Here is a 26099-nt window from a genome sequence, read left to right on the forward strand (position 1 = left end):
GCGGGCGTGTCGTGTCGTGTCGCGGCGTGCGAGCCGTCAGTCCAGGACCTTGGTCTGCAGGACCGGCGAGGCCGCGATCTGGTCCTCGGTGTAGCGCTCGGTCACCCACTGGCCGGCCGCGAACAGCTTGGTCTGGTCCGCGTAGTGCGGCGAGGTCGGGTCGGCCGACTGGGAGTAGGCCAGCAGCGAGGCGGCCTGCGGCGGGCCGTCCGCGGTGAACCGCGTCTCCTGGATGAAGCTGGAGCCGAAGGTGATGTCCATCTTCCCGTCGACCGCGCCGGGGGTGACCACGTTCAGCACGCCCAGTTCGTGGATCGACCCGTGGATCGGGATCTGCTCGCCGTTGCGGGTGATCCTCTGGACGTCCGACAGCGGCGCGTCCAACGCGATGCCCGCGTTGCGCAGCGCGAGGACGGCCCGGGCGAGCGAGTTTCGGACGCTGTCGTTCCCCGCGTCCAGCGAATTGGGCGTGTGCACCGGATCCTTGGGATCGAACGGGACCCGCCACGGCAGCTTCTCGATCGCCTGCCCGTTGGTCAGGTTGAACCAGAAGTTCTCGAACAGCCAGGAACCCCGGCTGTCCGCCGTGTACTTGTGGTTCCAGGCGGCCAGGATCGGGCACGCCTCACTGATGTTGACCAGGTTGCCCTCCACCAGGACGAGCCCGAACGGCGCGCCCTGGCAGGCGCTCACCGTGGCGTTCAGGGCCAGGTCGGCCGCTCTGCTGTTGTCGGCGAACAGCAACTGCCGCATGGTCTCGGGCGTGAAGCCCCGGCCCGGCAGGCCGTCGGTGCCGTTGATCCGGTTCTGCGCGGTCAGGATCAGCTCCTGGGTGCGGAGCGAGCGCGGTTGCCCGGTGTCGCCCATCACCCGGGGGAAGGACAGCGGCTGCTCGGGATTGGCCAGCCAGGCGCTGTCGTTGGCGTTGCCCACGAAGTCGGAGCGGATCAGGCGTGGTTGCGCGTGCGGGTCCAGCAGTCCGGGCGCGACCGCGTTCGGGTCGTTCGGCCAGTCGCACGCGCTGCGCTTGCCGTCGAAGATGGAGACCGGTGGCACGTTGGGCAGCCGCAGCTGCTGGTTGAACAGCACCTGACCCGTCAGGGTGAGGCAGGACTGCGCGTGGGCGTCGGTGATGTTCGGGGCGGCCTGGATGTCCGCGTAGAGCGCGTTGCCCTTGCGGTCGGAGGCGACGGTGTTGAAGAAGGGCACGCCCTCCGTGGTCTCCAGGGAGTTCACCACGTCGTTGACGTCCTTGGCCTGGTCGAGGTGGAACCAGGTGTTCAACGCCCGCAGGTTGTCCATGTTCGCGTCGCGCACCGCGTGCGCGCTCACCACCCAGGGCAGCTGGGTGCCGAGGATCGAGGTGGTGATCGGGCCGTACCGGGTGGACCAGAGCGTCCTGGTGACCCTGCCGACGGAGCCGTCCGGGTTCAGCACGTCGACGCCGACCTGCTGTGAGGTCATCGGCTGCCAGGTGCCGTCCACCAGGTAGTTGGTCGGGTGCAGCGGGTCCACCTGGACGTCGAACAGCCCGAACGGGGCCACCGTGGCGACGGTGTGGGTCCAGGCGACGTCGTCGTTGTGCCCGATGTTCACGGCGGGCAGGCCGAGCAGGCTGGCCCCGGAGACGTTGAACCGCCCCGGGATGGTCAACTGGGCCTGCCACATCCGGTTCTTGCCCTGCCAGGGGAAGTGCGGGTTGGCCAGCAGCATGCTGGTGCCGCCGGAGACCCCCTGGGAGCCCACGGCGAGGGCGTTGCTGCCCATGGCGCCCTGCTGGCGGGCGGCGGCCATCGCCTCGCGGATCCGGTTGCCGGTCTCCTCCGGGGAGAGCGCGGGCTGGGCGGCGGCCGATGCTCCCGGGGGTGCGGCGTTCACTTCGCCGTCCAGCAGCGGATCGGCGCTGCCCATGATGATCTCGGCGTGCGCGTGCCGGTAGACGTCGAGCTCGGTGATCGGCCGCACCCAGGCCGCGCCACGGCAGGCCGGGTCGGAGATGTTGTTCACGCCGGTCTCGGCCAGGTACCGGTTGTACCCCTGGACGTAGCCGCGGATGGCGTCCCTGACCTCCGGCTCCGGGCCCTTGGGCGCGGGCTGGTCGATCAGCCCCTCCACCACGCGGTTGTCGTTGATCCGCTGGAAGTACAGGTCGCTGTTGAGGTTGGTGGTGCTGTTCTGGTTCTGGCCGGGGCTCGCCTTGCCGTCGGGCCCCAGGTAGCGGGACCGCTGGGCGTTGACCATCAGGTAGGTGCCGGCCAGGGTGCAGATGTTGTCCTTGGCGGCGGCGTACCCGTATCCCTTGCCCAGCCCCTCCAGGTCGGCGGCGATGATGTGCGGGATCCCGTACTCGGTGTACCGGATCGTCGGCTTGTCGGGCCCCGGTGCGGCGGACACCGGTGTCCCGGCGGCCGCCGCCGTGCTCATCAGGGCCATCGCGGCCACGACCGCGATCGGCAGCCTCGCCGTGAGTCTCCTCCGTGCCATCGAGCCGTCCTTCCCCGTCGTGCGGGTCCGTGCGTTTGACTGGACACGGCCAGACTAGGGAGGGCCGATGACATCCCGATGAAGCGCCCACGCGCCCGGCCGGCGGGCGTTGCGGGCCTACGCGGGGTACCAGGCGCCGTTGTACCAGACCTCGTTGGCGCTGTCGTTGTGGTGGTCCATGTTGAAGTCTTCGGGGTAGTTGTGGGTGTGGTTGTACGGGTAGGTCCAGATGCCGGCGGACTCGTCGCAGACGTAGTCCCAGTGGCAGATCGTCTTGACGGGGATGTTGCCGAAGAACTTGTCGGCACCGGCGAGCGGGGCGCCGATGAAGCCGCCGAACGGCACGGCCCCGCCGTTGGCCCCGGGAGGGCCCTGCCGCTTGGGGTCCGCGATGAGGATGGCGTTGACGTTGCCGAACGTCTGCCAGTTCTCGGTGACCCACACGTGCACCACACCGGCTCCCAGGGAGTACCCGGCCATCTTGACGTGCTGGTCCGGGCACGCGGCGCGCTGGTCCCGGACCAGCCGGTTCAGCTCGTTGACGCCCGCCCGGGTGCTCGCGCCGTTCGGGATCTGGGTGGGGTACCCGACGTGCTGCTGGATGTTGCCGGTGAACCCGTCGTTGTTCCACGAGCTGCCGGTGCCCCCGACGACGATCGTGTACGTGCCCTCGCACGGGGCGGTCACCCGCGCGGTGGCCCCCTGCGCCGTCGCCCCCTGTGCCGCTGTCAGCCCGACCGTCAGCAGGATTCCCGCTGCCGCGGCCGCGATCCTTCGTGCTCGCATCCGTACCTCCCCACGCAGTCGGCCGCCCCGCCCTCTCCGGTGCGGCGGGCGCTCGGCCGAGACGACAGAGCGACGGTGGCAGCAGCCGATGACATCCCGATGAAGCCCCCGTCCGGACGGCCCGCTCCCGCATCCGCTTCGCGATAGTAGGCTGAGCAGGAAAGATGATCTTCAGGAGAGCTCATGCCCGCCGCCCGACCCCGTGTCCTGCTCGTCACCGACCTCGCCTACCAGGCCCGGGGCCGCCGCTACTGCGACGAGGACATCCGGCTCTCCGCCCGGCTGCGCGAGGACTTCGACGTCGCCCTGTGCCACCCGCTCGACGCCGCCGCGCTGATGGACGGCTTCGACGTGGTGCTGGTCCGCAACAGCGGCCCGGTGCTCGACTACCGCGCCGGGTACGAGGACTTCCGCCGCCGGGCGCTGGAACGCGGCACCCGCGTCTACAACCAGCTGACCGGGCGGGCCGACATGGCCGGCAAGCAGTACCTGCTGGACCTGAGCGCCGCCGGGTACCCCGTCATCCCGACCGTCGACCGGGCCGAGGACCTCGCGCGCCTGCCCGTCGTCCCCGAGTACGTCGTCAAGCCGAAGCTCGGCGCCGACTCGATCGGCCTGCGCATCGTCCCCCGCGACGAGCTCGGCTCCGTGGCGTACGACGGCGTGCTGGTCCAGCCGCTGATCCCGTTCACCTACGAGGTCTCGTTCTACTTCGTCGACGACGCCTTCCAGTACGCCCTGTACGCGCCCGACCCCGAGCAGCGCTGGCGCCTCGAACCGTACGAGCCCACCGCCGCCGACCTCGACTTCGCCCGCCGCTTCGTCGCGTGGAACACCGTCGAGCACGGCATCCAGCGCGTCGACGCCTGCCGCACCCCGGAGGGCGGTCTGCTCCTCGTCGAGCTGGAGGACCTCAACCCGTACCTGTCGCTCGACCTCGTCGACGAGGCCGCCCTGGAGCGCTTCCTCGCCGCCCTCAAGGCCTCCCTGCACGCGCTCGCTACCCGCTCCTGACCCGCCGGGCGGCCTCGGTCAGCACCGCGCCCAGCGGCAGGCCGACCCGGGCCGCGGCGAGCTCGTCCGCCCGGGTCGCGCCCTGGTTGACGATCACCACGGGCGTGCCCGCCGCGGCGGCGCGGCGCACGAAGCGCAGGCCGGACAGGACGGTGAGCGAGGAGCCGAGGACCACCAACGCCTGGGCGGCGTCGACGAGTTCGAAGCAGCGCCGGACCCGGGGCTCGGGCACGCTCTCGCCGAAGAAGACGACGTCCGGCTTGAGCACGCCCCCGCAGGCCGGACAGGGAGCGACCCGGAAGCCGTCCACCAGCTCCGGCGGCAGTTCGGCGTCGCCGTCCGGGTTCAGCCGGGCCGATCCCGCCCGGAACCCGGCGTTCAGCGCGTCCAGGCGGCCGTCCAGCTCCTCGCGCGAGGTGGTGCGCCGGCAGGCCAGGCACACCACCCGGCGCAGCGCGCCGTGCAGCTCGACGGCCGTACGGGTGCCGGCCGCGTGGTGCAGACCGTCCACGTTCTGGGTGATCACCGCCGCCACGTGGCCCGAGCGCCGCAGCTGCTCCACCGCCCGGTGCCCGGCGTTCGGCTCGGCGCCCGCGATCGTGCGCCAGCCGACGTGGCTGCGCGCCCAGTACCGGCGGCGGGCCGCCTCGCTGCCGGTGAACTCCTGGTACGTCATCGGCGTGCCGCGCCGGCGGCTGCCGGTCTCGCCCCGGTAGTCGGGGATGCCCGACTCCGTCGACAGCCCGGCGCCGCTGAGCACCACCACACCCCGCCCGGCCAGCAGCCGCACCAGCGCCTCCAGGCCGGCCGCGTCGGCGGCCGGGGCGCCGGGATTCGTCGCGGGCACACCCATGCCGTTCAGCCTAGAACCGGGGCCGGGGCGAACGCGAGCGCCGTCAGCCGGTGACCTCGACGGTGACGTCGTACGTCCGCTGCTGCGGCCCGCAGGCCAGGGCCTCGCCGCAGGTGGTGCGGGAGGCGGTGAGGTGGGCCGTGCCGGGCATGCGGGCGGTGAAGGAGGTGGCGACGGTGCCGCAGCCGCCGCCCGGGCGGCAGGAGGGGGAGGGCGAGGTGGCCGGGCCGGCGGCGGGGGCGAGGACGTCGGGGGCGGTGCTGGTGGCGCCGGACCAGTAGGTGCTGTGCAGTTCGACGGTGACCGTGGTGCCCGCGGCGACCTTCAGGGTGGTGCGGTCGGCGTGCTCGTCGGCGGTGACGGCGGCCGACGTGCTCGCGGGGGCAGACGGGGCGGCCGACGAGGCCGACGAGGCCGTCGACGGGCCGGCCGAGCCGCAGCCGGCCAGGGCCAGCAGGGCGGCGGCGCAGGTCAGGGCGAGGGCGGCGGGTCTTCTCAGGTTCACAGTGGTTCCTCTGGTGCCGTGGTGCGATCAGTGCCGAAGCAGTACCGAAGCAGTACCGACGTGGTGCCGGTTCGACGCACCGGAGGCCGGATCGGATCCCCCCGGAAGCGGAAAGAGCGCGCCGGGGCGGGCACGTGGCCCACCCCGGCGGCTCGGGCGAGGGTGATCGTCAGGAGACGGTCACGTCGTCGTAGTAGGTGTAGGTCGCGTCACCCGCGTAGTTGTCGTCGTGGTTGCTCAGGGTGAGCGTGTACGAGTGCCCGGGGGTGACGGTCGCGGTCTGGTTGGTCCAGGTCGCGGCGGAGGAGCAGGTCTTGGCGAGGACCGTGGTGGTCGTGCCGGTGGTGTTGTCCTTCAGGGTGGCCGTCGCCCAGTCGTAGGTCAGGGTGTCCGGGCAGGTGTTGCTGTACCAGAAGGACAGCTTGCTGGAGCCGGTCGGCGCGGTGAAGGTCTGCGCGGCGGTGGAGTCCGTGCTGGGGCTGGTGGAGCCGAGCTGCAGGCCGTAGCTGCCGGTGTGGGCGGCCGCGGCGGGCGTGGTGGCGGTGCCGGTGGTGGTCCAGCCGGTGGTGTTGCCGTTCTCGAAGCCGCCGTTGGTGACGGCGTTGCCGCCGCCACCGCCGGTGGACTCGGTCCAGGTGAAGCTGGTGCTGCCGGCGGCGCCGGTGGTGTCCTTCGCGGTGACCGTCACGCTGGCGGTGCCGGAGGCGGTCGGCGTGCCGGAGATCAGGCCGGTCGAGGAGTTGATCGACAGGCCGGCGGGCAGGCCGGTGGCCGAGTAGGTCAGGGTCTGGCCGGAGGCCGAGTCGCTGGCGCTGATCTGCAGGCTCGCCGCGGTGCCGACGGTCCCGGTCTGGTTGCCCGGGTTGGTGACGGTCACGGTGTTGCCGTGGGTCAGGATCGCGTGCGAGATCGCGCAGGAGTTGGTGTCGTTCGACCAGCTGGCCTGCTCGGCGTAGGAGCCGAAGGCGCCGAAGGAGATGTTCGCGGCGCCGCCGGTGGAGCCCGGCTTGATCCAGGCGCACTCGTCGGAGTTCTCCTGGCCGTTGTACGAGCTGCCGGACACGTGGTTGGTCCAGCCGCCGGCCGGGTTCTGGTCGGACATCATCTCGTGCCACTCGTGGCCGAGGGTCATCGTCCAACCGTCCAGGGTGCCGGGCGAGTTGACGAAGCCGACGCCGCAGTTGGCGCCCGCGTCGATGTTGTACGGCTGGTTCGAGAACGCGATGTCGCCGTAGGGCGAGCTCGCCGCGCCACCGGTGAGGGTGGTGTCGCCGTTCCAGTCGTGCCAGGCGCAGTACCCGGTGGTCGGGTTCTGGTAGTCGTCCGGGTTGGTGCCGTGCGGCGACAGGACGATGTAGTACGCGTCGCGGTTGGCGGCGGCGGTGGTGTTGCCGAAGTGGCCGGCGGCCTTGACGGCCTCCTGGGCGAGCTGGTTGCCGGTCGCCTGGGACGGCGAGGCGGCCGCGTTGTCGTACCAGACGCCGGACAGCACGCCGCCGCTCTGGTACGGGATGAAGTTGGCGTTGGACGGGCAGCTGACGGCGCCGGAGGCGACGTTCGGGCCGTCGCACCACTGCGTCAGGTCGGCCGACCAGGTCTCGCCGTTGGTGCCGATGCCCTTGAACATCTGCTGGGTGGCACCGGCGGCGCCCGCCGAGTCGCCCGAGAACTTGGCGTTGCCGTTGGCGTCGGTGGTCTGGGTGCCCCACTGGGTGCCGTAGAAGATCAGGTAGACCTTGGAGTGGCCGCTCTGCACGCCGATGCCGTCGACGCCGCCGCCGTAGGACAGCGTCTGCTGGCCGGTGGCCGCCGCCTGGTTGTGCGCGGCGAGCCACTGCTTGTAGTTCTCGTGCTGCTGCTTGCCCGGCACCGCGCCGTGGCGGTACGGGTGCCCGGCCTGCGGGCTCCAGGGGTTGAACTCGTTGGCCGTGCTGTTGCTCGGGATGCCGGGGATGTCCTGCGCGGCGGCAGGCCCGGCAGCGCCGGCGAGACCGGCGGCGGCGAGCGCCAGGGACGCCATTCCGGTGAGCGTCGCGTACTTCGCACGCCGCAGTCTGCGGGAGTGACCCATGGTGAGGGTGCCTCTCTCGTACCGATCGCCCGGCCGGCCGGGGAGCCGGCGGACGATCCCTTTGTGGGGAAGGGCAGACGGCGAATTCCGCCGGAGGCCAATCCGGTTCGATGAGTCCGCACACCCGGAATTGACCACCCGTCGGTGGGGGCCGCCTGCTGGGCATGAAGGAAAGCAGAGCTGATGAACACCGGTCAATGGAAAAGGGTAAGGACTCATTAAGAACGGCATCCGGGCAGGTGGGAGCCCATGGAGTGCCCCGCCGACGTCCAAGTTGACGCGCGTAACCATTCACTGAATGACGGTCGGGAGATTGTTTCCGTATTCACCGTGACGGCACTTCCGGAAAGCTCGTGGGAAAGGCGGTGGGCGTGTGCCGCTCAGCCACGCCCGAGGACGCGGTCGACCGCGATCTCGATGACCACCCGGTCCGGGTTCTCCCGGGGCGTCCGGTAGCGCGCCTCGTAGCGGCGCTCGGCGTCGGCGACCTGCTCCGGCTCGTCGCGGACGACCGCGACGCCCTCCAGGGTGGCCCAGCGCGCCCGGTCCACCTGACAGACGGCCACCCGCAGGCCCTGCGCGCCGGCCGCGGCGACGTTGCGCGCCTTGCGGCTGGTCCGGCTGGTGATGACCCGGGCCGTGCCGGTCTCCGGGTCGAAGGTGACGCCGACCGGCACCACGTGCGGCGAGCCGTCCGGGCGGGTGGTGGTCAGCGTGGAGATGTGCCGCTCGCGCCAGAAGGCGAGCATGGCGTCGTCGAGGTCGCGCGGGTCCTGGGCCATGATCGGGATCGTACGGCCCCCGGGAGCTCGCGGGACTCCCGGGGGCCTTCGTGGGCGTACGGCGCGTCAGTGCCCGCGGACGGGCGTACGGCGCGTCAGTGCCCGCGGGCGATCCACTCCGGCAGGGCCGGGGCCTCGGCGCCGATGGTGGTCGGGTCGCCGTGGCCGGTGCGCACCACCGTGTCGGCCGGGAGCGACAGCAGCCGCTCGCGGATCGACTCGATGATGGTCGGGAAGTGCGAGAAGGACCGGCCGGTCGCGCCGGGCCCGCCGTGGAACAGGGTGTCGCCGGTGAAGACGGTGCCCAGGTCGGGCGCGTACAGGCAGACTGCGCCGGGGGCGTGGCCCGGGGTGTGCAGCACGGTCAGCTCCGTGCCGGCGACCGCGATCCGCTGCCCGTCCGCGAGTTCGCCGTCCGGCAGCCGCTCGGGGTGGGTGAGCTTCCACAGCGGCAGGTCGTCCGGGTGCAGCAGGATCGGCGCGCCGGTGCGGGCGGCGAGCGCCGGGGCCGCGTCGATGTGGTCGTTGTGGGCGTGGGTGGAGACGATCGCGAGCAGCCGGCGGCCGCCGAGCGCGGCCTCGATGGCGTCGGCGTCGTGCGCGGCGTCGATCACCACGACCTCGGCGTCGTCGCCGACGATCCACACGTTGTTCTCCACCTCCCAGCTGCCGCCGTCGAGTTCGAAGGTCCCGGCGGTGACGAGCCGGTCGATCCGGGCGGTCCCCGCGGCCATCAGAAGACCACCACCGAGCGGAGCACGTCGCCGTGGTGCATGCGCTCGAACGCCTGCTCCACACCGCCGAGTTCGATGGTCTCGGTGACGAAGGCGGCGAGGTCCAGGCGGCCCTGGAGATGGAGGTCGATGAGCATCGGGAAGTCCCGCGAGGGCAGGCAGTCGCCGTACCAGGAGGACTTGAGCGCGCCGCCGCGGCCGAACACGTCCAGCAGCGGGAGCTCCAGCGTCATCTCCGGGGTCGGCACGCCGACCAGGACGACGGTGCCGGCGAGGTCGCGGGCGTAGAAGGCCTGCCGGTACGTCTCGGGGCGGCCGACCGCCTCCACCACCACGTCCGCGCCGTTGCCGCCGGTCAGCTCCCGGATCGCCTCGACCGGGTCGGTGGTGCGGGAGTTGACGGTGTGGGTGGCGCCGAGCCGGACCGCCGTCTCCAGCTTCCGGTCGTCGATGTCCACCGCGATGATCCTCGACGCGCCGGCCAGCCGGGAGCCCATCACGGCCGCGCCGCCGACGCCGCCGCAGCCGATCACCGCGACGGTGTCGCCGCGGCCGACGTTGCCGGTGTTGATCGCGGCGCCGAGGCCCGCCATCACGCCGCAGCCCAGCAGGCCGGCCACGGCCGGCTCGGCGGCGCCGTCCACCTTGGTGCACTGCCCGGCCGCGACCAGGGTCTTCTCAGCGAACGCGCCGATGCCCAGTGCCGGGGACAGCTCGGTGCCGTCCAGCAGCGTCATCTTCTGCTTCGCGTTGTGGGTGGCGAAGCAGTACTGCGGGCGACCGCGCTTGCAGGCACGGCACTGGCCGCACACCGCACGCCAGTTGAGCACCACGAAGTCACCGGGCGCGACCTCGGTGACGCCCTCGCCGACCGACTCCACGATGCCCGCGGCCTCGTGGCCGAGCAGGAACGGGAACTCGTCGTTGATGCCGCCCTCCCGGTAGTGGAGGTCGGTGTGGCAGACGCCGCAAGCCTGAATCCGGACCACCGCCTCCCCCGGCCCCGGGTCCGGCACGACGATCGTGGTCACCTCCACGGGCGCGCCCTTGGCGCGCGCGATGACTGCCTTGACCTGCTGGGCCATCCGATCCCACCTCCGTCCGCCGGTGCTGCTCCGCACCGGCCCGTCCTGCCGCGTTCGGTGGCGGCGCCGCGGCTCGTGCCACGGAACCACCGACCACGAAGCGTAGCGCCCGGCTCCGCGGACGCCGCCGGAGCGACGGCGGTGATCCGGCCCACCGCACATGCCGGTGGCATGCGCCGCCGCTCACCGGCGCCGCACCCGCCGCCGACCGGCGCACCCCGGCAACGGCGGCGCGCGGGCGACGCCGAGCGCCCGTCAGCGCGCCCCGGACCGGCTCGGACCGGCCGCCGCGGTAGCCGGAACCACCCCGTGAACCACCGCCGTTGGCTGGAACTGCCGCAGACGGGCGGCCCGCCGCCCACGTACGGTCGTCGTAGCGGAAGCGGTTCACCCGAGCACGCTCAGCACACCCGCCCCACCTGACGGCGCGCCATCGCGCGCCACCCGCGCCGGGGATCCCCGGGGACGTTCCGCGAACGTTCCGGGCACGTACCGACCGTACGCGCCCGCACGTTTCGCGCCACCGCCCCGGCCGGAGACCCCTGCCCCAGCAGCCCGCCGAGACCACCCCGACGCACCGATTCCCCGTCAGCACCGATTCCCCGACGCACCGAGTCCCCGTCAGCACACGCCACCACGCACCGCGCGCCTCGCCCGACCCCCCGGCCCGCCGCGCCACCCGTCCCCCGCACCATCCCGGTTCCCCCCGCCGGGCCGCCCCCGCGGCCCATCGCCCTGGAGTCTGGAGTACGGATGTCCGCCGAGAACAGTGCGACCGGTGCCGGCCCCGGCACCGCCCCGCTCGTCCCGCTGCACTGCCTGCGCGCCATGGAGCCCGGCCCGCCCCGGCTCGCCGCGCTGATGACCGGAACCCCCGTCTGGCTGGTCAGCCGGCACGCCGACGTCCGGCAGGTGCTGACCGACCCCCGCCTCAACCGCGCCGCCCTGCACGCCCCGGGCGCGCCGCCGCTCAAGCTGATCCCGAACATCCTGGACGACCCGCAGAGCATCCTGAACATCGACGGCGCCGAGCACCAACGGCTGCGCCGCACCGTGCAGCGGGCGTTCACCCCCCGGGCCATCGCCCGCTGGCGGCCCTGGGTGGCCTCGGTGGTCGAGTCCCTGATCGACGAGCTGATCGACCGCGGCTCCCCCGCCGACATCGTCGCCGGCTACACCCGCCGGCTGCCGATCGCCGTGATCAGCCGGCTGATGGGCCTGGACCACCTGGACGGCAAGAGGCTCGGGCACTGGAGCGACCACGCGCTGTCCACCACCGCCTTCACCGCCGAGGAGATCCGGGCCGCGCTGCGGGAGTTCACCGCGTTCGGCGCCGAGGTGATCGCCGAACGCCGGGCCGACCCCGGCGAGGACCTGGTCAGCAGCCTGCTCGCGGCCGCCGCCGAGGACGGCACGATCACCGAGCCGCAGCTGGTGGCGCTGGTCGTCGGCCTGGTCGTGGCCGGCCACGAGACCACCATGACCAGCCTCGGCAACGCCCTGGTCTACCTGCTGGAGGACGGCCGGGACGCCTGGCGGCGGCTCGCCTCCGACGAGGCCAGCGCGGCCGCCGCCACCGAGCAGCTGCTGCGCGCCGTCCCGCTCGGCGACGCCGTCGACCACAACCCCGGGCTGCTGCGCCGCACCGTCGAGGACGTGGAGATCGGCGGGGTGGCGATCCCGTCCGGCAGCGTGGTGGCCGCCGTCACCAACGCCGCCAACCACGACCCGGAGGTCTTCACCGGCGACCTCGTCACCGAGCTGTTCTCCCCGCTGGCCGCCCCGCTGCTGACCTTCGGCGCCGGGCCGCACCACTGCCTGGGCGCCTGGCTGGCCCGGACGGAACTCGAGCTCGCCCTGCACCGGTTGGCCCGCCGCCTGCCCGCGCTGCGGCTGGACGAACCGGTCGAGGGCATCGACTGGCGGCGCGGCCTGGTCACGCGCAGCCCGAACACCCTCCGGGTCGCCTGGTGACGGCCGTACCGCGCCGCTCCGGCGACCCGGTGGAGGAGAGCGCGGCGACGGACCCCGGGGCGGACTCCGACGAGCCCGTGGTCGTCCGGGTCGACCGGGACCGCTGCATCGGCTCCGGAATGTGCGCGATCAGTGTTCCCGCCGCGCTGGCCCTCGGGCCGGACGGGCTGGCTCGGCCGCTGGCCGGATACGCCTCCGGCGGCGCCGAGTTGACGCCGGAGCTGGCCGAGGCGGTGGAGTTCTGCCCGGTCGAGGCGCTGGTCCTGCACTCGGCGCGCGGCGGCCACCGGATCGCCCCGGCGGAGTGACGCTCCGCGGGCAGGGGGCCGGGCACCCACCCGGCCCCCTGCCCGTGTCCGTGCCCGTGCCCGTGCCCGTGTCCCCGAGGAGATCCATGAGCCGGGCTCATCGATCCATGCGCGGATCGATCTTGTTCGCCGCTCCGCCCGGCTGATGGGCTGGCCGCATGCCGAACCAGGAAACCCTCGCGCCCCCGGCCGCCCCCGCCGCCGTCCCCGCCCACCGCTGGGCCCCGGTGCTCGCCGTCGCCCTCACCACCTTCACCACGGTCTCCTCCGAGATGATGCCGGTGGGCCTGCTCACCCCGATGTCCGACACCCTTGGTGTCAGCGAGGGCGTCACCGGACTCTCCCTCACCATCACCGGCCTGATCGCCGCCGTCCTCTCGCTCCTCACCCCGGCCCTGATCGGGCTGCGCGACCGCCGCACCGTCCTGATCGCCTCCGTGGCCGTCCTCGCCCTCGCCGACGCGCTCACCGCCCTCGCCCCCGACTTCCTCGGCCTCGCCGCCGCCCGCGTCCTGCTCGGCGTCGCCATGGGCATCGTCTGGGGCCTGGCCGCCGGGCTCGGCCCCCGCCTCGCCGACGGCCCGCGCCTCGCCCTCGTCACCACGCTAATCTTCTCCGGCGTCTCGATCGCCTCCGTCCTCGGCGTCCCGCTCGGCACCTACCTGGCCGCACTGGCCGGCTGGCGGTCCGCGTTCTGGGCGCTCACCCTGCTCGGGGCCGCCTGCGCCGTCGTCCTGGCCGCCACCCTGCCCGCGCTGCCGGTCCACGAGCGCGTCCGGGCCGGGGGCCCGGCCGGCGCCCTGCGGCACCGGGGCGTCGCCGCCGGGCTCGCGATCAGCGCGCTCGCCGCGCTCGGCCACTTCACCGGGTACACCTACGTCCGCCCGGTGCTGGAGGCCGACGCCGGCCTGGGCACCGGCGTCATCGCGAGCTGCCTGCTGGTGTACGGACTCGCGGGCGTCGCCGGGAACTTCAGCCTCGGCGCGCTGGCCGGCCGCCGCCCGAGGACCGCCGTGCTCACCGCGCTCGGCGGCGTCGCGCTGGCCGCCGGGCTGCTGCCGCCCGCCACCGGGAGCCCGGCCGCCGTGCTGCTCGTCCTGGTCCTGTGGGGCGTCGCCTACGGCGGGGTGTCGGTCTCCACCCAGACCTGGGTCCGGACGGCCGCCCCGGCCCTGGTCGAGCCCGCCGCGGCCCTGTGGGCGGGCGTGTTCAACGCCAGCATCGGGCTGGGCTCGCTGGCCGGCGGGCTGGTCGTCGACCAGGCCGGCAACCGTGCCGCGCTGCTCACCGCGGCGCTCTGCACGGCCGCCGGGTGGCTGCTCGCCGTGTTCTCCCGCCCGCGGCGGGCCGGCGCCTCCTGACGCGTCAGGCCTCCTGCCACGTCAGCCCGCGTGCCGGACCAGCTGCTCGACGAAGCCGGCCGCCAGCCGGTGCGGCCGGTCCTCCCGCTGGACCACCAGCAGCGAGGAGGGCGGCAGGTCCGGCACCGGCAGGTAGCCGATGTCCGGCCGCTGGACGTACCGGACGCTCGCCTCGCACAGCAGCAGGCCGAGCCGGGTGGTGGCCACCATCGACAGCCCCTCCTGCACGGTGGCCGCACCCGCCGGGTACCTCAGCTCGCGGCCGGCCCCGGTGCGCCGCGGAGCGTTCGCCAGCCGCCAGTACGCGGGCGCCGGGCCGCGCGGCTCGATCAGCTCCGGCTCGATCAGCTCCGGCTCGGCGCCCGCCTCGCCCCGACCCGCCGCGACCGCCAGGTAGACCGTCTGCCGGGAGAACTCCAGCAGCACCTCGAACCCCGGCTCCCGGCACGGCCCCAGCACGATCGCCAGGTCCAGCTCGCCCCGGGCCAGCAGCGAGAACGGGTCCGCCCAGGGCAGCTCGACGAGGTGCACGGCCCCCGCCGGCAGCGCGGCGATCGCTCGCGCCACCGGCTCGTACACGACGCACTGGAAGCCGAGCCGCAGCGGCCCCTCCGCCGCGGCCGCCCGGGCCCGGGCCGTGTCGTAGCCCTCCCGCAGCCGGGCGAAGGCGGGCACCACCTGCTCGGCGAGCCCGCGGCCGGTTCCGTCAACTCGACCCGGCGGCTGGTCCGTTCGAACAGCGGGGCGCCGATCCGGCGCTCCAGCCGCTTGATCAGCTGGGAGACCCGCCCCTGGGAGAGGCCCAGCAGCTCCCCCGTACGCCCGAAGTGCAGTTGGTGGACGAGCACCGAGAAGGCCTCCAACTCCTGCAGGGGAAGCCCGGGCAGGGGCGGCTCCGGCGGCAGGGGGCTCGGCGTCCTCGGTTCCACTCCGGCAGTCTACGACCGGGCCCGCGCGGACCCGCACCGCAGGGCGGCGCGCAGCTCGGAGGCCGGATCGCCCTCGTGGTAGGGGCGTTCGCTGGTCTCGATGTGGTCCAGGAACTCCTGGTACCGCAGCGCGTACGCCAGGTGGTACAGCGGCTCGGCGAGTTCCAGCGCCCGCTCCGGCTCGGCGCCGGGCAGGTGGGCGCGCCAGGCCGCCGCCCACACCCCGGCGTAGTGCTGCCAGTCCTCGGGGGAGAGGAAGTCGCGGGCCCGCAGCCCGTCCAGGGCCGGGTGGCCGAGGCAGGCGTCGGCGAAGTCGAGCAGGACGGCCGGGCGGCCCGGCTCGGCCCGCCAGTTGCCGGGGTGGAAGTCGCCGTGCAGCAGCGTCTCCGGCAGCCCGCAGTCCGCCAACCGCCGTATCGTGGCGGGTAGTTCACCGACCAGCTCGGCCACCCGAGCCCGTTCCCCGCCGGTCAGGTCGGTCTCCTCGGGCAGCCGGGCGAGCAGCGCCTCCAGCTGCGCGAGCAGCGCCCGGGGCGTCCGGTCGCGCAGCCCGGCGGCGGCCGCCCGGCCGTCCGCCGCCAGTGCCGCCTGCGCGGCCACCAGCCGTGGCACGGTCCGCTCCACGGTCGCGGCGGACGGGCCCCAGCAGTCCTCGCCCGGCACGTGCGCGAGCAGCAGCCGCCCGGCCGCCGGATCGGCCGCGAGCACCCGCGGCACGAGCGTGGCGTCGACGCCGCCGAGCAGCGCGATCACCTCGCCCTCGGCCGCGTTGAAGTCCGGCGCGGTGGTCTTCAGCCAGGCGTCCGCGCCCTCGGCGGCGGGCAGCCGGTACAGCCCGGAGAGGTTCCAGGTGCGCAGCTGCCGCACCTGCCCGGCGGGCGCCCCCAGCCGCTCCCCCGCCCACTCCAGCGCCGCCCGCAGTCCGTCCGCGTCCGCCCAGGCGGCCCGCCGCCCGGCCGGGCCGAGCAGCGCGGCCGTCGCGGCGTCCGGCGTCCGGGGTGCCGTGCGCGGCGGCTCGGCCGACTCGGCGTGGTAGCGCACCCGCCCGCCGTACGCCCCGCCCTCGCCCTCGCCGTCCAGCAGCCGCAGCACCAGCACCGGCAGCCCGAGCGCCGCTTCGGCGGCCGCCGCGACCCCGCCGACCTCCTGCCACCACCCGCCGGCCACCTCGAAGGGCCCGAGCTGCCCGAAGTACCCGCCCCGGTACGTCAGCTCGACGGTCACGCTGCGACTGCTGCTCCGCTCCATCCCGGCAGCTTCGCCGAGCCGGCCGCCGGCCGCGACCGGTTTTCCCGGCCGGCTAGGCGGCGTAGTCCGCCCACGACCGGCGGCCTGCGGCGTACGCGAAGAGGTCCCGGAAGGTCGGGAAGAACGCCAGGTCGCCGTTGCCGAACCAGAGGAACCGCCCCGGCCCGGCCCCCGCCGGGATCATCAGGACGGCCACGGCGCCGTCCGGCTCCACCGAGACCGGCACGAGGGGCACGTCCGGTGCGAGCCCGCAGTCCTCGCAGAGCTCACCCCGCATCATCTCGACGAACCGGCGCCCGGCCTCCGGGGGCCGGCCGCCGGCCCAGTCCCGCCAGCCGAACACCGGCATCGAGCGGGAGAAGTCGGCCATGCCGTCGCCCTGCCGCAGGAACTCGGCGTAAGTGGGCTCCAGCGGTTGGCCCGCCCAGCCCTCTAGCTCCGCGACCTGCTCCGGTGTCGCGGGCGGGCGCAGCCCCGGTGCGGGCGACATCCGGTCGGGGTCGGGATCGGCGAGGTGCTCGCGCGTCCGCTGCTCCACGACCTCGCGCACCCAGTCACTCAGCACCGCGGTCCCGCTCCTCTGTTCGCCCGTTCGCCTGTTCGCCGTCCCGTTCTGTTCGCCGCCGCCCCTGCCGCCGATCAGCCGGCCCCCCGCGCGAGCAGCCCGGTGAGGAGGGCGCGCAGGCCCGCCGGGTAGGTGTCCTCGGCGGTCAGGTCGGCCCACCGGGCGCCGAGCCGGGCGAGCCGGGGCAGTTCGGCCGGGTCGAGGCCGGCGAAGACCTGTTCGCGGTAGGTGGCCCGGTCGGAGTCGGCGCGGCGGCGGGCGGCGGTGGCCCGGACGACGATCTCGCCGGCGGTGTAGTACCAGAGCGAGCGGTAGCCGTGGACGGCCTGTTCGGGCGTCAGGCCGCAGGCGATCAGGCCGTCGACGATCTGCTCGACGTACCAGAGCGCGGAGGTGGCCATCAGGTCGTCGGCGGTCAGCACCTCGACGATCCACGGGCAGTCGGCGAGCGCCCGGTGAATGGCCTCGGCGGCGGCGAGCACGCGCTCGCGGGGGTCGGCGGGCAGCTCGCGCCGCCGGAGGGTGCGCCCGGCGTAGTCGTCGAGCAGCAGGACGAGCAGTTCCTCCTTGTTGCGGACGTGGTGGTAGAGCGCCATCGGCGTGCTGCCGATCTCGGCGGCCAGCCGGCGCATGGTGAGCCGGTCGACGCCCTCCACGTCGACGAGCCGGCGGGCGGTGTCGACGACCTCCTGGCGGGAGAAGCGGGGCGGGCGGCCGACGGTCTTGCGCGGGGCGGGCGGTGGCGACATGCCCCCATCCTCCCCCAGGGCCCCGGCGGACGGACGTCGGGTGTCGACATCGGCGGCCCGCTGCGCTAGTTTCCTTACGCGTACAAAAACGGTACGGACACTCCTGCCACCGAGAGGTTGCGCCCCATGACGACGACCACCCCCATCGACCTGTTCGCCTCCGCGCTGCAGTTCCGCGCGGACGGCGCCGTCCGCGCCGCCGAGCGGCGGATGGCCGCCGGCGACCCCGGCACCTGGCAGATCGCCACCTTCCACGTGGAGAGCGACGCCGACGTCCACGGCGACCAGTGGGAGCAGCACCCGGGCGCGGACGAGGCGGTGTGCTGCCTCGCCGGCGCGCTGCGCCTCTTCCTGCGCCCCACCGAACCGGGCGGCGCGGAGGAGGAGTTCCGGCTGGACGCGGGCAGCGCCGTGGTCGTGCCGCGCGGCCGCTGGCACCGCCTGGAGGTCGACGCCCCCAGCGACCTGATGTCCGTCACCCTGCGCGAGGGCACCCGGCTGGAGCCGCGCACGGACGCGGCCTGAGCGGCGACGGCCCCGAACGCACGGTGGCCCGGCGGCGTGGATGCCACCGGGCCACCGGGCCGTCGAACCTTCGAACCTTCGAAACCGTCGAACCGTGAAGCGACCTACGGGATCGCCACCGCCGTGCCCGAGACCCGCACCCGCCCGTCCCCCGCGCGCAGTTCCACCCGCAGCACGCCCGGGCGGCCCAGGTCCTCGCCCTGGTGGAGGGTCAGCACCGCCGGGGCCGCCACCGCGCCCCGCTCGCGCAGGTACGCGCCGAAGGCGGCCGCGGCCGCGCCGGTGGCCGGGTCCTCGACCACGCCGCCGACCGGGAACGGGTCGCGGACGTGGAACACCTCCGGCGCCTCCCGCCAGGCGAGCTGCAGGGTGACCAGGTCGCGGGCCCGCATGAAGGCGGCGAGGCCGTCGAAGTCGTAGTCGAGCCGGGCCAGCCGCTCCCGGGTGCCCACCGCGAGCACCAGGTGCCGGGCGCCCGCGTACGCGACGCGCGGCGGCAGCGCCGGATCCAGGTCCTCGGCCGACCAGCCGAGCAGCCCGAGCGCCTGCGCGACGTCCTGCGCCGGCACCTCCTCGACGTGCGGCTCGACGCTGGTGAGCGTGGCGCGCAGCAGCCCGTCCGCGCCTCGCTCGACCTCGACCGGCACGTCCCCGGCCGCCGTGCCGAACACGTACCGCCCGGGGCCGACCCGCTCGGCGAGCGCGACGGCGGAGGCCACCGTCGCGTGCCCGCAGAACGGCACCTCCGTCAGCGGGCTGAAGTACCGTACGCGGTAGGCGCCTTCGCCCTCCCCCGCGGTCAGGAAGGCGGTCTCGGAGTAGCCCAGTTCGGCGGCGACGGCGAGCATCTTCTCGTCGCTCAGGCCGCTGGCGTCGAGCACCACCCCCGCCGGGTTGCCGCCCTCCGGGCGGTCGGCGAAGGCGGTGTAGCGCAGGATCTCGGGGGCGTGGTCATCGCTCATGCCCGGGCCAACACCCCTCGGCCGCCGGCTGTTCCCACCGGACGGGCCGGCCCTACCCGCAGCGCGTAGACGATCCGTCAACGCCCCCGTCCACCGGATGTCCACGCGCCCGCGCGACAGTCCTCGTCGTGCCGGCGACACGTCGGCGCCGAGCTCCGAGAGAGGACGGACCACCCATGAGGAATCCCGTGCGCAAGCAACACCTGTGGGGCGCGCTGGCGGCCGCCGCGATCGCCGTCGCGGTCGTGCCGGGGACGGCGAACGCCGACACCAGCAGCACGATCAGCGTCAGCAACGGCGCCGTCAACAAGTGCCTGGACATCCCCGGCAGCAACAACGCCAACGGGACCCCCGTGCAGATCTACTCCTGCAACGGCACGGGCGCCCAGTGGTGGACCTCCACCACCGAGCCGAACGGCGTCGGCGTCACCCTGTCCGCCCTGAACAAGTGTCTGGACGTCTCCGCGGGCGGCACCGGGGACGGCACCCGGGTCCAGGTGTGGGACTGCAACGGCAGCGAGGCCCAGCGCTGGGTCCGCTACGAGGGCAACGTCCTGATCAACCCGCAGTCCAACAAGTGCCTGGACGTCCCCGGCGGCAACCTCGTGGACGGCCAGCAGCTGCAGATCTGGACCTGCAACTACACGACCGCCCAGCAGTGGACGTTCTCCCCGCCGCGCATCCCGCTCGGCGGCTGACGCCCACCGCACGCGAGCGGCCCGCTTCCCCTGTGCGGGCCGCTCGCTCCGCGCGTCACCGACGCGCGGGCTCAGCGCAGCACCGCCTCCAGGAAGTCCGAGCCGAGGCGGGCGCTGCCCGCGAGGTCGAGCTGGTAGAGCATGTACCGCCCGCGCCGCTCGGTGGTCAGCAGCCCCGCCTTGCGCAGCACGGCCAGGTGCCGGGACACCTCGGGCGAGCTGAGCTGCCAGGCGGCGGCGAGCTCGCCGGTGGTGTGCGGGCCGCGCGCGATGGTCCGGGCGAGGCGCAGCCGGACGGGGTGCGCCAGCGCCTCCAGCCGCTGCTGGACGACGGCGAGCGAGACCGGCTCGGCGGCCCCGGCCTCGGCGACGGGGTACTGGAGGACGGGCCGCCAGCCGTAGGCGTACACCGAGAGCAGGTGCGGGCGGCCGAAGACGGTGGGGATGAAGGTGACGCCCCCGGCGGCGGTGCCGCTGGTGGTGCTGTCCTGGAGCTTGTCGATGACGATCCGCCGCCGCCCCTCGCCGTCCTGGTCGAGGCTGACGGAGGGTGAGAGGTCGCCGATCGCCCCGGCGACGCCCCGGCGGGCGAGCAGGTCGGTCTTGCGGCGGGCGTCGGCGGCGAGGTCGGGCAGGACGCGCCGCCAGGCGTCGGCGAAGAACGCGGACGCGCAGTCCTCCAGCATCTTGCGCACCAGGGCCCGCACGGCGGGCGGGTCGGCGAGCAGCCGGTCGGCGAAGGCGGCCTGCCGGGGGCCGCGGGCGAGGGCGAGGTCGCGGGCCCGCTCGTTGGCGGCGCGGTCGGTGAGCGGGGAGGCCATCGGCCGCGTGAACCGGGAGGAGCCGCAGGTGGTGACGAGGGCGCCGGCGACGTACGCCTCGTCCTCGATCCGGTCGACGGCGTCGAGTTCCTCGGCGAGGGTGGCGCCGGGGTGGCCGGGGACGAGGAAGTCGGCGCGGGAGGAGCGCCAGAGGAAGTCGGCCTCCAGCAGCCGCTCGGACAGCTCGGGCGGGATCGCGGCGGTGGTGCTGTTCGCCCAGCCCTGCAGCGCCGGGTGGTGCCCGGGCTCGGCCAGCACGTGCAGCATGGCGTTCAGCTCGGCCAGCGGGGACGGGGCGAAGAGCAGCCGGTCCTCGGGCAGACCGGTGATGTCGATGATCACACTCACGCCGACGATCCTGCCACCCGCTCGACGACCCGTCCCCGTCGATTGACGCGAACCGTCAATCGACGTGCCAGGCGCCCCCGCCAGGGCGGACGGTACCGGCCATGAGCCTGATCCAGGAGAAGTCCGTCCACGACCACGCCGCCGTCCGCACCGGCCAGCCGCCCGCACCGCCGATCGGCACCGGCCGCGGCGGCCCGTCCGCCCTGCTGAGCCTGATCACCGCCGCCGGCGGCCCCCGGTACGCGGTGGCGCTCGCCGTGGACGCGGTGGGCGGCGGCCTGCTGCGCCCGTTCCTGCTGCTGTACGGCGTCGAGGTGCTGCACCTGCCCGCCGGGTCGGTCGGGCTGGCGCTGTCGGCGGGCATGGTCGTCGGCCTGCTGGCCCTGCCGCTGACCGGCCGCTGGATCGACCGCGGCGCCCGCACCCTGCCGGCCGCGGTCACCCTGCTGCTGCGCGCGGCCGGCGCGCTCACCCTGCTGACGGCGCACGGCCCGGTGCTGTTCACCGCGGCCGCCGTGCTGTTCGGCGTCGGCAGCCAGTCCTGGCCGACCACGCACGCCGCCGTGGTGAGCACCGTCACCGAGGGGCGGCTGCGGGACGCGGCGCTCGCCGCCGGACGGGCGCTGCGCAACGCGGGCCTCGGCGCGGGCGCCCTGCTGGCGACGGTCGCGGTGGTCGGCGGCCCCGGCGCCTTCCGGCTGCTGGCCGGGGTCACGGGCGCGGCCTGCCTGCTGGCCGCCGCCCTGGTCGGCTCGCTGCGGGTCCGGGCCCCGCAGCAGGCGGCCGGGCAGCCGCGCGGCACCGGGGGGACGACCGAGCCGCTGCGCCGGATCACCGTGCTGAGCCTGGCCAACCTGCCGTACGCGTTCTGCTTCGACGTGCTGGAGGTGGCGCTGCCCGCGCTGCTGGTGCTGCACCTGCACGTCTCGGCGGCCTGGTCCTCGGGCTTGTTCGTGGGCAACACCGTGCTGGTGATCGCGCTCCAGCTGGCCCTGGTGCTCCGGCTGGCGAAGCGGCCCCGGCGGGCCGTGCTGGCGGCCGCCGGGATGGGGCTGAGCGTGTCGTACCTGGGTTTCTGGGCGGCGGGCTCGCTGGGCGGCACGGCGGGTGCCGTGGGCGTCGCGGCGGTGGCCGTGCTGTACACGCTGGGCGAGATCCTCTACACCGGCTCGGGGACGGCGATGGTCAGCGCCTCCGCCCCGCCGCACCTGCTCGGCCGGGCGCTGGCCCGGTGGGAGCTGTCGAGCGGGGTCGGCCGGGCGGCGGCACCGGCGGTGCTGACGGCGCTGCTGGCCTCCGGCCCCGGGCTGCTGTGGGGTGCCCTGGCCGTGACCACGGCGGCCGGGGCGCTGGCGGTGCTGCGGCTGGGACCGGCGGAGTAGCCACGACCCGCGCGGTGCGATGATCATCCGCATGGCCCTGACCCCGTACCAGCAGCAGCTCCACGACCGGATCACCGCCGCCACCGAGGTGACGGCCCCGCCGGCCCCCTGGCGCCCGGTCGGCCGGGGCCTGATCCCGGTCGGCGGGCTCCTCGGCATCGGCTTCGCCGTCCACCCGGACACCGGGCACGACCTGGTGCTGACCGTCTCCAGCAGCGGGCACGGCCTGTTCGACGCGGTCACCGGCGAGAAGCTGGAGCGCGCGTACGACCCCGAGGAGGACCCGGACGGCCCGGACCTCTCCTGCCCGGGCATCGGGCCGGTCGCCGACGTCCGGATCCCGGTGGCCGGGCTGTGGGGCGGCGGACTGCACACCGGCGCCAGGGGCGGCTGGGGCATCGAGGTGATCTCCCCGGAGTGGCCCAGCCACCGGGTCCTGATGACGACCGGCCCCTGGACCGGCGAGCACGGCAAGGACTGGCACCACATCTTCCACGCGTCCTGGTCCGAGTTCCGCGCGGCCGGCTTCTCCCCCACCGGCCGCACCCTCGCCGTGGCCACCAGCAGCGATCTCACGCTCTGGACCGTCGCGTAGCCCCTCCTCCGGATGCGGACGCCCCCGCCAGCACGGAAGCTGGCGACGAGGCGTCCCGGCCCGCGGAAGGACCATCCCTCTCATGAGTGCCCTCGACTTCGAGATCGTCGACAGCCCCGACAGCTCGCTCAACAAGACCTCCGTCCTGGTCACCGGCCCGAACGACGCGCTGCTGGTGGACGCCGGGTTCACCCGCTCCGACGGGCGGCGGCTGGTCGAGCGGGTGCGCGCCACCGGCCGCCGGCTGACCACCGTCTTCGTCAGCCACGGCGACCCGGACTTCTACTTCGGCGCCCAGGAGCTCCAGGACGCCTTCCCGCAGGCCCGGTTCCTGGCCACGGCCACGACCGTCGAGCACATCCAGGAGACGTACGAGGCCAAGCTGCGCGCCTGGTCGCACCTCGGCCCGGAGCTGCCCACCCGCCTGGTGCGCCCGGAGGTGCTGCACGGCGACGAGATCGTCTTCGAGGGCCACCGGTTCGAGCTGCGCGGCGCCGACTTCCACCTGCCCGACCGGCACTACCTGTGGCAGCACCACCACTCGGCGGTGCTCGGCGGAGTGCTGCTCTTCCAGGGCCTGCACGTGTGGACGGCCGACACCCCCGCCGAGGCCCAACGGGCCGCCTGGATCGACCTGTTGGACGGCATCGAGGCCCTGCAACCGCTGTGGGTGGCGGCCGGCCACCGCACCGCCGGCGCACCCACCGACCTGACCGCCGTCCGGCAGACCCGGGACTACCTGCGCGCCTTCGAGACCGAACTCGGGAAGGCCCCCGACGCGGCCGCCGCGAAGGAGGCGCTGGAGCGCCGCTTCCCCGACCACGGCCTGCGGATCGCCGTCGACCTCGGCACCAAGGTCGCCAAGGGCGAGCTGGCCTGGGGGTGAGCGCGCGATGATCGAGATCCCCCGGGACGTCGCCGGGTTCGCCGAGTCCCCCGCCCCCGCCGACGTGGTGCGCCGCCAGTACCTCGCCTCGGCCCGGGGCGACCTGGCCGCGCTGCGCGCCACCCTCGCCGAGGACGTCGAGTGGACGGAGATGGCGGGCTTCCCGCTGGCCGGCACCTACCGCACGCCGAAGGGCGTCACCGCGAACGTGATGGAACGCCTCGCCGCCGAGTGGGAGGACTGGACGGCGCACGACGACACCTACGTGGTGGACGGCGAGCACGTGGTGGTGCTGGCCCGCTACACGGCCGTGCACAGGGCCACCCGCAAGCCGCTCGCCGTCCGGGTCGCCCACCACTTCACGGTGCGCGGCGGCCGGATCGTCCGCTTCGAGCAGTTCACCGACACCGCGCTGGTCCGGGACGCGATGACCGCGTGAGGCCTGCCGTTCACTCGTACGGGCGGGCCTCGCGCGGCGCGCCCGATGCGGTCTCGACAGACCACCCGAACGGCGGCAGGCTGAGCCCGGTCTTCCACGGAATCTTCAACGGAGAGTCAGGAGTTGGGCATGGCGGGCAGCGAGCGTCCGATCGTCGTCGTCGGAGCCTCCCTGGGCGGCGCCAAGGCCGCGCAGGCCCTGCGCGAGGCCGGGTACGAGGGCGGCATCGTGCTGATCGGCGAGGAGCACGAGCGCCCGTACGAGCGGCCGCCGCTGTCCAAGGGCTTCCTGCTCGGCAAGGAGCCCCGGGAGAAGATCTACGTCCACCCGCCGCAGTGGTACGCCGAGCACGACGTCACGCTGCGCCTGGGCACCCCGGTCGTCTCGATCGACCCGGCCGCGCACACCGTCACCCTCGCCGACGACGGCGAAGTGGCCTACTCCAAGCTGCTGTTGACCACCGGCTCGGTGCCGCGCCGGCTGCCGGTGCCGGGCGCGGACCAGGACGGGGTGCTGTACCTGCGCCGGGTGGAGGACAGCGAGCGGATCAAGGCGGTGCTGCGGCCCGGCGCCCGGATCGCCGTGATCGGCGCGGGCTGGATCGGCCTGGAGGTGGCGGCCGCCGCCCGGAGCGCCGGGGCGCACGTGACGGTGCTGGAGGCGGCCGAGCTGCCGCTGCTGCGGGTGCTCGGCCGGGAGGTCGCCGAGGTCTTCGCCGACCTGCACCGCGACCACGGCGTGGACCTGCGCTTCGGCACGCAGGTGGCCGAACTGACCGGCGCCGGCGGCACGGTGAACGGCGTGCGGCTCGGCGACGGGACCCTCGTCGACGCCGACGCGGTGGTGGTCGGCATCGGCATCTCCCCCGCCACCGCCCTGGCCGAGGCCGCCGGGCTGACCGTCGACAACGGCATCAAGACCGACCAGCACCTGCGCACCTCGGACCCGGACGTGTACGCGGCCGGGGACGTCGCCAACGCCTTCCACCCGCTGTTCGGCACGCACCTGCGGGTCGAGCACTGGGCCAACGCCGTCAACCAGCCGCAGACCGCCGCCCGCGCCATGCTCGGGGAGGACGCGGTCTACGACCGGGTCCCGTACTTCTTCTCGGACCAGTACGACCTCGGCCTGGAGTACCTCGGCTACGTCGCGCCGGGAGACTACGACCAGGTGGTGTTCCGGGGCGACCGGGCCGGCCGCGAGTTCATCGCCTTCTGGCTCTCCGGCGGCCGGGTCCTCGCCGGGATGAACGTGAACGTCTGGGACGTCACCGACCCGATCCGCGAACTGGTGCGCTCCCAGCGGGTGGTGGACCCGGCCCGGCTCGCCGACCCGGACGTCCCGCTCGACAAGCTGTGAGACCGGCCCGGGGGCCTCGGTCGGCAGGCCGCCGACCGAGGCCCTCGGGGTACGTCGGTCGCCCGGGAACGCCGGGGCCGACTCACCGCGCCTGGAGTCAGGCCGTGCAGGACGACGGGTTGAGCCGCGCCCCGGCCAGGAAGTCGGCGGCGGCCTCCGCGGTGGCGCGCAGCGTCGGGAAGCTCTGGTACGCGTTCACCGGGCTGTTGTAGCCGCCGCCGGCCAGGCGGTGCACCGGCAGCGCGACGCCGTCGATGAAAACGTGGTCGCACAACGAGGACTTACCGTCGTCGGCGATGATCAGGATCACCCTGTCCTTGTACACCTCGGAGAACACCGGGGACTTCGCCGAGGCGGCGGGCGCGCCCTGCGCGGCGGCCGAAGCCGGGCCCGCCACGGCGGCTCCGGTCAAGGTCAGCAGTGCGACGAGTAAACCCTTGGTCATTCGGGTGGTCATGGTTCCCCTCCAAAGAAATGAAGCGGCGCCGGATCTTCGGCGCACGATGCGGTTAGCACACTACCGACATGATCGAATCCGGCACAACGCGTTATCGAGACCGGCACCATGAGCTGACCGGGCGTCACGAAGCCGTACTCCGGCCGCCGTTGTGCACCGGCTGTGCCGTGAACCTGCCG

General features: G+C 74.2%; 26 protein-coding genes and 1 pseudogene. 11 read left to right on the forward strand and 16 right to left on the reverse strand.

Annotation, left to right across the window (positions count from 1 at the left end; genetic code table 11):
• Positions 1 to 36 precede the first annotated feature (36 nt).
• Entirely contained in the window at positions 37 to 2484 is a 2448-nt protein-coding gene (locus tag AB2U05_RS01625) for a penicillin acylase family protein (protein WP_045704269.1), read from the reverse strand.
• A gap of 117 nt (positions 2485 to 2601) precedes the next feature.
• A complete protein-coding gene (locus tag AB2U05_RS01630; RefSeq protein ID WP_045704271.1) occupies positions 2602 to 3270 on the reverse strand; it encodes a cutinase family protein in 669 nt (222 codons plus the stop codon).
• A 183-nt stretch (positions 3271 to 3453) separates the two neighbouring features.
• On the opposite strand from AB2U05_RS01630, the gene AB2U05_RS01635 reads away from it, so the two are divergent.
• Positions 3454 to 4284, forward strand: coding sequence for a hypothetical protein (locus AB2U05_RS01635; RefSeq protein ID WP_369182177.1), 831 nt, complete (start codon positions 3454 to 3456; stop codon positions 4282 to 4284).
• On the opposite strand, the gene AB2U05_RS01640 is transcribed toward AB2U05_RS01635, so the two are convergent.
• The 6 genes from AB2U05_RS01640 to AB2U05_RS01665 form a co-directional block, all read right to left on the reverse strand.
• On the reverse strand, positions 4271 to 5137 hold the full coding sequence (locus tag AB2U05_RS01640) for an NAD-dependent protein deacetylase (protein WP_369182178.1): 867 nt from the start codon (positions 5135 to 5137) through the stop codon (positions 4271 to 4273). The genes AB2U05_RS01635 and AB2U05_RS01640 overlap by 14 nt on opposite strands.
• Before the next feature lie 43 nt (positions 5138 to 5180).
• Positions 5181 to 5642 (reverse strand): hypothetical protein, encoded by a 462-nt coding sequence (locus tag AB2U05_RS01645; RefSeq protein ID WP_369182179.1) that lies wholly within the window; start codon positions 5640 to 5642, stop codon positions 5181 to 5183.
• A gap of 169 nt (positions 5643 to 5811) precedes the next feature.
• The gene (locus tag AB2U05_RS01650; RefSeq protein ID WP_063889780.1) at positions 5812 to 7662 is read right to left on the reverse strand and encodes an Ig domain-containing protein; all 1851 of its coding nucleotides are present in this window, start codon (positions 7660 to 7662) and stop codon (positions 5812 to 5814) included.
• 431 nt (positions 7663 to 8093) lie between these two features.
• On the reverse strand, positions 8094 to 8495 hold the full coding sequence (locus AB2U05_RS01655) for a pyridoxamine 5'-phosphate oxidase family protein (protein ID WP_045704279.1): 402 nt from the start codon (positions 8493 to 8495) through the stop codon (positions 8094 to 8096).
• A gap of 95 nt (positions 8496 to 8590) precedes the next feature.
• On the reverse strand, positions 8591 to 9229 hold the full coding sequence (locus tag AB2U05_RS01660; RefSeq protein ID WP_369182180.1) for an MBL fold metallo-hydrolase: 639 nt from the start codon (positions 9227 to 9229) through the stop codon (positions 8591 to 8593).
• Positions 9229 to 10314, reverse strand: coding sequence for an S-(hydroxymethyl)mycothiol dehydrogenase (locus AB2U05_RS01665; RefSeq protein WP_045704283.1), 1086 nt, complete (start codon positions 10312 to 10314; stop codon positions 9229 to 9231). The genes AB2U05_RS01660 and AB2U05_RS01665 overlap by 1 nt, the downstream gene beginning before the upstream one ends.
• A gap of 753 nt (positions 10315 to 11067) precedes the next feature.
• Between AB2U05_RS01665 and AB2U05_RS01670 the strand changes: the two genes are divergently transcribed.
• The 3 genes from AB2U05_RS01670 to AB2U05_RS01680 all read left to right on the forward strand — a co-directional run bounded on the left by AB2U05_RS01670 (position 11068) and on the right by AB2U05_RS01680 (position 13957).
• Positions 11068 to 12288: a cytochrome P450 gene (locus tag AB2U05_RS01670; protein WP_369182181.1), complete on the forward strand. Its 1221-nt coding sequence runs from the start codon at positions 11068 to 11070 to the stop codon at positions 12286 to 12288.
• Positions 12285 to 12596 (forward strand): ferredoxin, encoded by a 312-nt coding sequence (locus AB2U05_RS01675; RefSeq protein ID WP_078860960.1) that lies wholly within the window; start codon positions 12285 to 12287, stop codon positions 12594 to 12596. Before AB2U05_RS01670 ends, AB2U05_RS01675 begins: the two co-directional genes overlap by 4 nt.
• Before the next feature lie 158 nt (positions 12597 to 12754).
• Positions 12755 to 13957 (forward strand): MFS transporter, encoded by a 1203-nt coding sequence (locus AB2U05_RS01680; protein WP_369182182.1) that lies wholly within the window; start codon positions 12755 to 12757, stop codon positions 13955 to 13957.
• A gap of 21 nt (positions 13958 to 13978) precedes the next feature.
• Here the strand turns inward: AB2U05_RS01680 and AB2U05_RS01685 are convergent, their stop codons facing one another.
• From AB2U05_RS01685 to AB2U05_RS01705, 5 genes and pseudogenes are all read right to left on the reverse strand, one after another.
• The gene (locus AB2U05_RS01685) at positions 13979 to 14632 is read right to left on the reverse strand and encodes a LysR substrate-binding domain-containing protein (protein WP_369182183.1); all 654 of its coding nucleotides are present in this window, start codon (positions 14630 to 14632) and stop codon (positions 13979 to 13981) included.
• 35 nt (positions 14633 to 14667) lie between these two features.
• A pseudogene (locus tag AB2U05_RS01690) lies at positions 14668 to 14886 on the reverse strand (LysR family transcriptional regulator); the annotation flags it as partial.
• 9 nt (positions 14887 to 14895) lie between these two features.
• On the reverse strand, positions 14896 to 16134 hold the full coding sequence (locus AB2U05_RS01695; protein ID WP_369182184.1) for a phosphotransferase family protein: 1239 nt from the start codon (positions 16132 to 16134) through the stop codon (positions 14896 to 14898).
• A 52-nt stretch (positions 16135 to 16186) separates the two neighbouring features.
• Positions 16187 to 16699 carry a hypothetical protein gene (locus tag AB2U05_RS01700; protein ID WP_045696563.1) on the reverse strand — a complete coding sequence of 171 codons (513 nt, stop codon included), beginning with the start codon at positions 16697 to 16699 and terminating at the stop codon, positions 16187 to 16189.
• 74 nt (positions 16700 to 16773) lie between these two features.
• The gene (locus AB2U05_RS01705) at positions 16774 to 17448 is read right to left on the reverse strand and encodes a TetR/AcrR family transcriptional regulator (RefSeq protein ID WP_369182185.1); all 675 of its coding nucleotides are present in this window, start codon (positions 17446 to 17448) and stop codon (positions 16774 to 16776) included.
• A gap of 126 nt (positions 17449 to 17574) precedes the next feature.
• Between AB2U05_RS01705 and AB2U05_RS01710 the strand changes: the two genes are divergently transcribed.
• Complete coding sequence (locus tag AB2U05_RS01710) at positions 17575 to 17973, forward strand: cupin domain-containing protein (RefSeq protein ID WP_369182186.1); 399 nt, start codon at positions 17575 to 17577, stop codon at positions 17971 to 17973.
• 104 nt (positions 17974 to 18077) lie between these two features.
• Here AB2U05_RS01710 and AB2U05_RS01715 read toward each other — a convergent pair whose 3' ends face one another.
• Complete coding sequence (locus tag AB2U05_RS01715; protein ID WP_045696556.1) at positions 18078 to 18935, reverse strand: PhzF family phenazine biosynthesis protein; 858 nt, start codon at positions 18933 to 18935, stop codon at positions 18078 to 18080.
• Positions 18936 to 19123: 188 nt separating this feature from the next.
• Here AB2U05_RS01715 and AB2U05_RS01720 point away from each other — a divergent pair, with 188 nt between their 5' ends.
• Positions 19124 to 19633 carry a ricin-type beta-trefoil lectin domain protein gene (locus AB2U05_RS01720; RefSeq protein WP_369182187.1) on the forward strand — a complete coding sequence of 170 codons (510 nt, stop codon included), beginning with the start codon at positions 19124 to 19126 and terminating at the stop codon, positions 19631 to 19633.
• Positions 19634 to 19704: 71 nt separating this feature from the next.
• Here AB2U05_RS01720 and AB2U05_RS01725 read toward each other — a convergent pair whose 3' ends face one another.
• Positions 19705 to 20802 (reverse strand): DUF5937 family protein, encoded by a 1098-nt coding sequence (locus AB2U05_RS01725; protein ID WP_369182188.1) that lies wholly within the window; start codon positions 20800 to 20802, stop codon positions 19705 to 19707.
• A 101-nt stretch (positions 20803 to 20903) separates the two neighbouring features.
• Here AB2U05_RS01725 and AB2U05_RS01730 point away from each other — a divergent pair, with 101 nt between their 5' ends.
• The 5 genes from AB2U05_RS01730 (at position 20904) to AB2U05_RS01750 (ending at position 25463) form a co-directional block, all read left to right on the forward strand.
• On the forward strand, positions 20904 to 22184 hold the full coding sequence (locus AB2U05_RS01730; RefSeq protein ID WP_369182189.1) for an MFS transporter: 1281 nt from the start codon (positions 20904 to 20906) through the stop codon (positions 22182 to 22184).
• Positions 22185 to 22215: 31 nt separating this feature from the next.
• On the forward strand, positions 22216 to 22779 hold the full coding sequence (locus AB2U05_RS01735) for a hypothetical protein (protein WP_369182190.1): 564 nt from the start codon (positions 22216 to 22218) through the stop codon (positions 22777 to 22779).
• Between the two features lie 82 nt (positions 22780 to 22861).
• The gene (locus AB2U05_RS01740; protein WP_045696551.1) at positions 22862 to 23665 is read left to right on the forward strand and encodes an MBL fold metallo-hydrolase; all 804 of its coding nucleotides are present in this window, start codon (positions 22862 to 22864) and stop codon (positions 23663 to 23665) included.
• 7 nt (positions 23666 to 23672) lie between these two features.
• Positions 23673 to 24104, forward strand: coding sequence for a nuclear transport factor 2 family protein (locus AB2U05_RS01745; protein WP_045696549.1), 432 nt, complete (start codon positions 23673 to 23675; stop codon positions 24102 to 24104).
• 129 nt (positions 24105 to 24233) lie between these two features.
• The gene (locus AB2U05_RS01750) at positions 24234 to 25463 is read left to right on the forward strand and encodes an NAD(P)/FAD-dependent oxidoreductase (protein WP_369182191.1); all 1230 of its coding nucleotides are present in this window, start codon (positions 24234 to 24236) and stop codon (positions 25461 to 25463) included.
• A gap of 97 nt (positions 25464 to 25560) precedes the next feature.
• On the opposite strand, the gene AB2U05_RS01755 is transcribed toward AB2U05_RS01750, so the two are convergent.
• Positions 25561 to 25920, reverse strand: a complete 360-nt coding sequence (locus AB2U05_RS01755; RefSeq protein ID WP_078859912.1) for a tyrosinase family oxidase copper chaperone — start codon at positions 25918 to 25920, stop codon at positions 25561 to 25563.
• Positions 25921 to 26099: the final 179 nt, after the last annotated feature.

Source organism: Streptomyces sp. Y1, assembly GCF_041053115.1.
GTDB classification, from domain to species: domain Bacteria; phylum Actinomycetota; class Actinomycetes; order Streptomycetales; family Streptomycetaceae; genus Kitasatospora; species Kitasatospora rubellomurina.

Bases quoted from the DNA above. Each gene is read 5' to 3' on its own strand.
- AB2U05_RS01625 (WP_045704269.1), bottom strand. From the start codon at position 2,484: ATGGCACGGAGGAGACTCACGGCGAGGCTGCCGATCGCGGTCGTGGCC.
- AB2U05_RS01630 (WP_045704271.1), bottom strand. From the start codon at position 3,270: ATGCGAGCACGAAGGATCGCGGCCGCGGCAGCGGGAATCCTGCTGACG.
- AB2U05_RS01635 (WP_369182177.1), top strand. From the start codon at position 3,454: ATGCCCGCCGCCCGACCCCGTGTCCTGCTCGTCACCGACCTCGCCTAC.
- AB2U05_RS01640 (WP_369182178.1), bottom strand. From the start codon at position 5,137: ATGGGTGTGCCCGCGACGAATCCCGGCGCCCCGGCCGCCGACGCGGCC.
- AB2U05_RS01650 (WP_063889780.1), bottom strand. From the start codon at position 7,662: ATGGCGTCCCTGGCGCTCGCCGCCGCCGGTCTCGCCGGCGCTGCCGGG.
- AB2U05_RS01655 (WP_045704279.1), bottom strand. From the start codon at position 8,495: ATGGCCCAGGACCCGCGCGACCTCGACGACGCCATGCTCGCCTTCTGG.
- AB2U05_RS01660 (WP_369182180.1), bottom strand. From the start codon at position 9,229: ATGGCCGCGGGGACCGCCCGGATCGACCGGCTCGTCACCGCCGGGACC.
- AB2U05_RS01665 (WP_045704283.1), bottom strand. From the start codon at position 10,314: ATGGCCCAGCAGGTCAAGGCAGTCATCGCGCGCGCCAAGGGCGCGCCC.
- AB2U05_RS01670 (WP_369182181.1), top strand. From the start codon at position 11,068: ATGTCCGCCGAGAACAGTGCGACCGGTGCCGGCCCCGGCACCGCCCCG.
- AB2U05_RS01680 (WP_369182182.1), top strand. From the start codon at position 12,755: ATGCCGAACCAGGAAACCCTCGCGCCCCCGGCCGCCCCCGCCGCCGTC.
- AB2U05_RS01695 (WP_369182184.1), bottom strand. From the start codon at position 16,134: ATGGAGCGGAGCAGCAGTCGCAGCGTGACCGTCGAGCTGACGTACCGG.
- AB2U05_RS01705 (WP_369182185.1), bottom strand. From the start codon at position 17,448: ATGTCGCCACCGCCCGCCCCGCGCAAGACCGTCGGCCGCCCGCCCCGC.
- AB2U05_RS01710 (WP_369182186.1), top strand. From the start codon at position 17,575: ATGACGACGACCACCCCCATCGACCTGTTCGCCTCCGCGCTGCAGTTC.
- AB2U05_RS01715 (WP_045696556.1), bottom strand. From the start codon at position 18,935: ATGAGCGATGACCACGCCCCCGAGATCCTGCGCTACACCGCCTTCGCC.
- AB2U05_RS01730 (WP_369182189.1), top strand. From the start codon at position 20,904: ATGAGCCTGATCCAGGAGAAGTCCGTCCACGACCACGCCGCCGTCCGC.
- AB2U05_RS01735 (WP_369182190.1), top strand. From the start codon at position 22,216: ATGGCCCTGACCCCGTACCAGCAGCAGCTCCACGACCGGATCACCGCC.
- AB2U05_RS01740 (WP_045696551.1), top strand. From the start codon at position 22,862: ATGAGTGCCCTCGACTTCGAGATCGTCGACAGCCCCGACAGCTCGCTC.
- AB2U05_RS01745 (WP_045696549.1), top strand. From the start codon at position 23,673: ATGATCGAGATCCCCCGGGACGTCGCCGGGTTCGCCGAGTCCCCCGCC.
- AB2U05_RS01750 (WP_369182191.1), top strand. From the start codon at position 24,234: ATGGCGGGCAGCGAGCGTCCGATCGTCGTCGTCGGAGCCTCCCTGGGC.
- AB2U05_RS01755 (WP_078859912.1), bottom strand. From the start codon at position 25,920: ATGACCACCCGAATGACCAAGGGTTTACTCGTCGCACTGCTGACCTTG.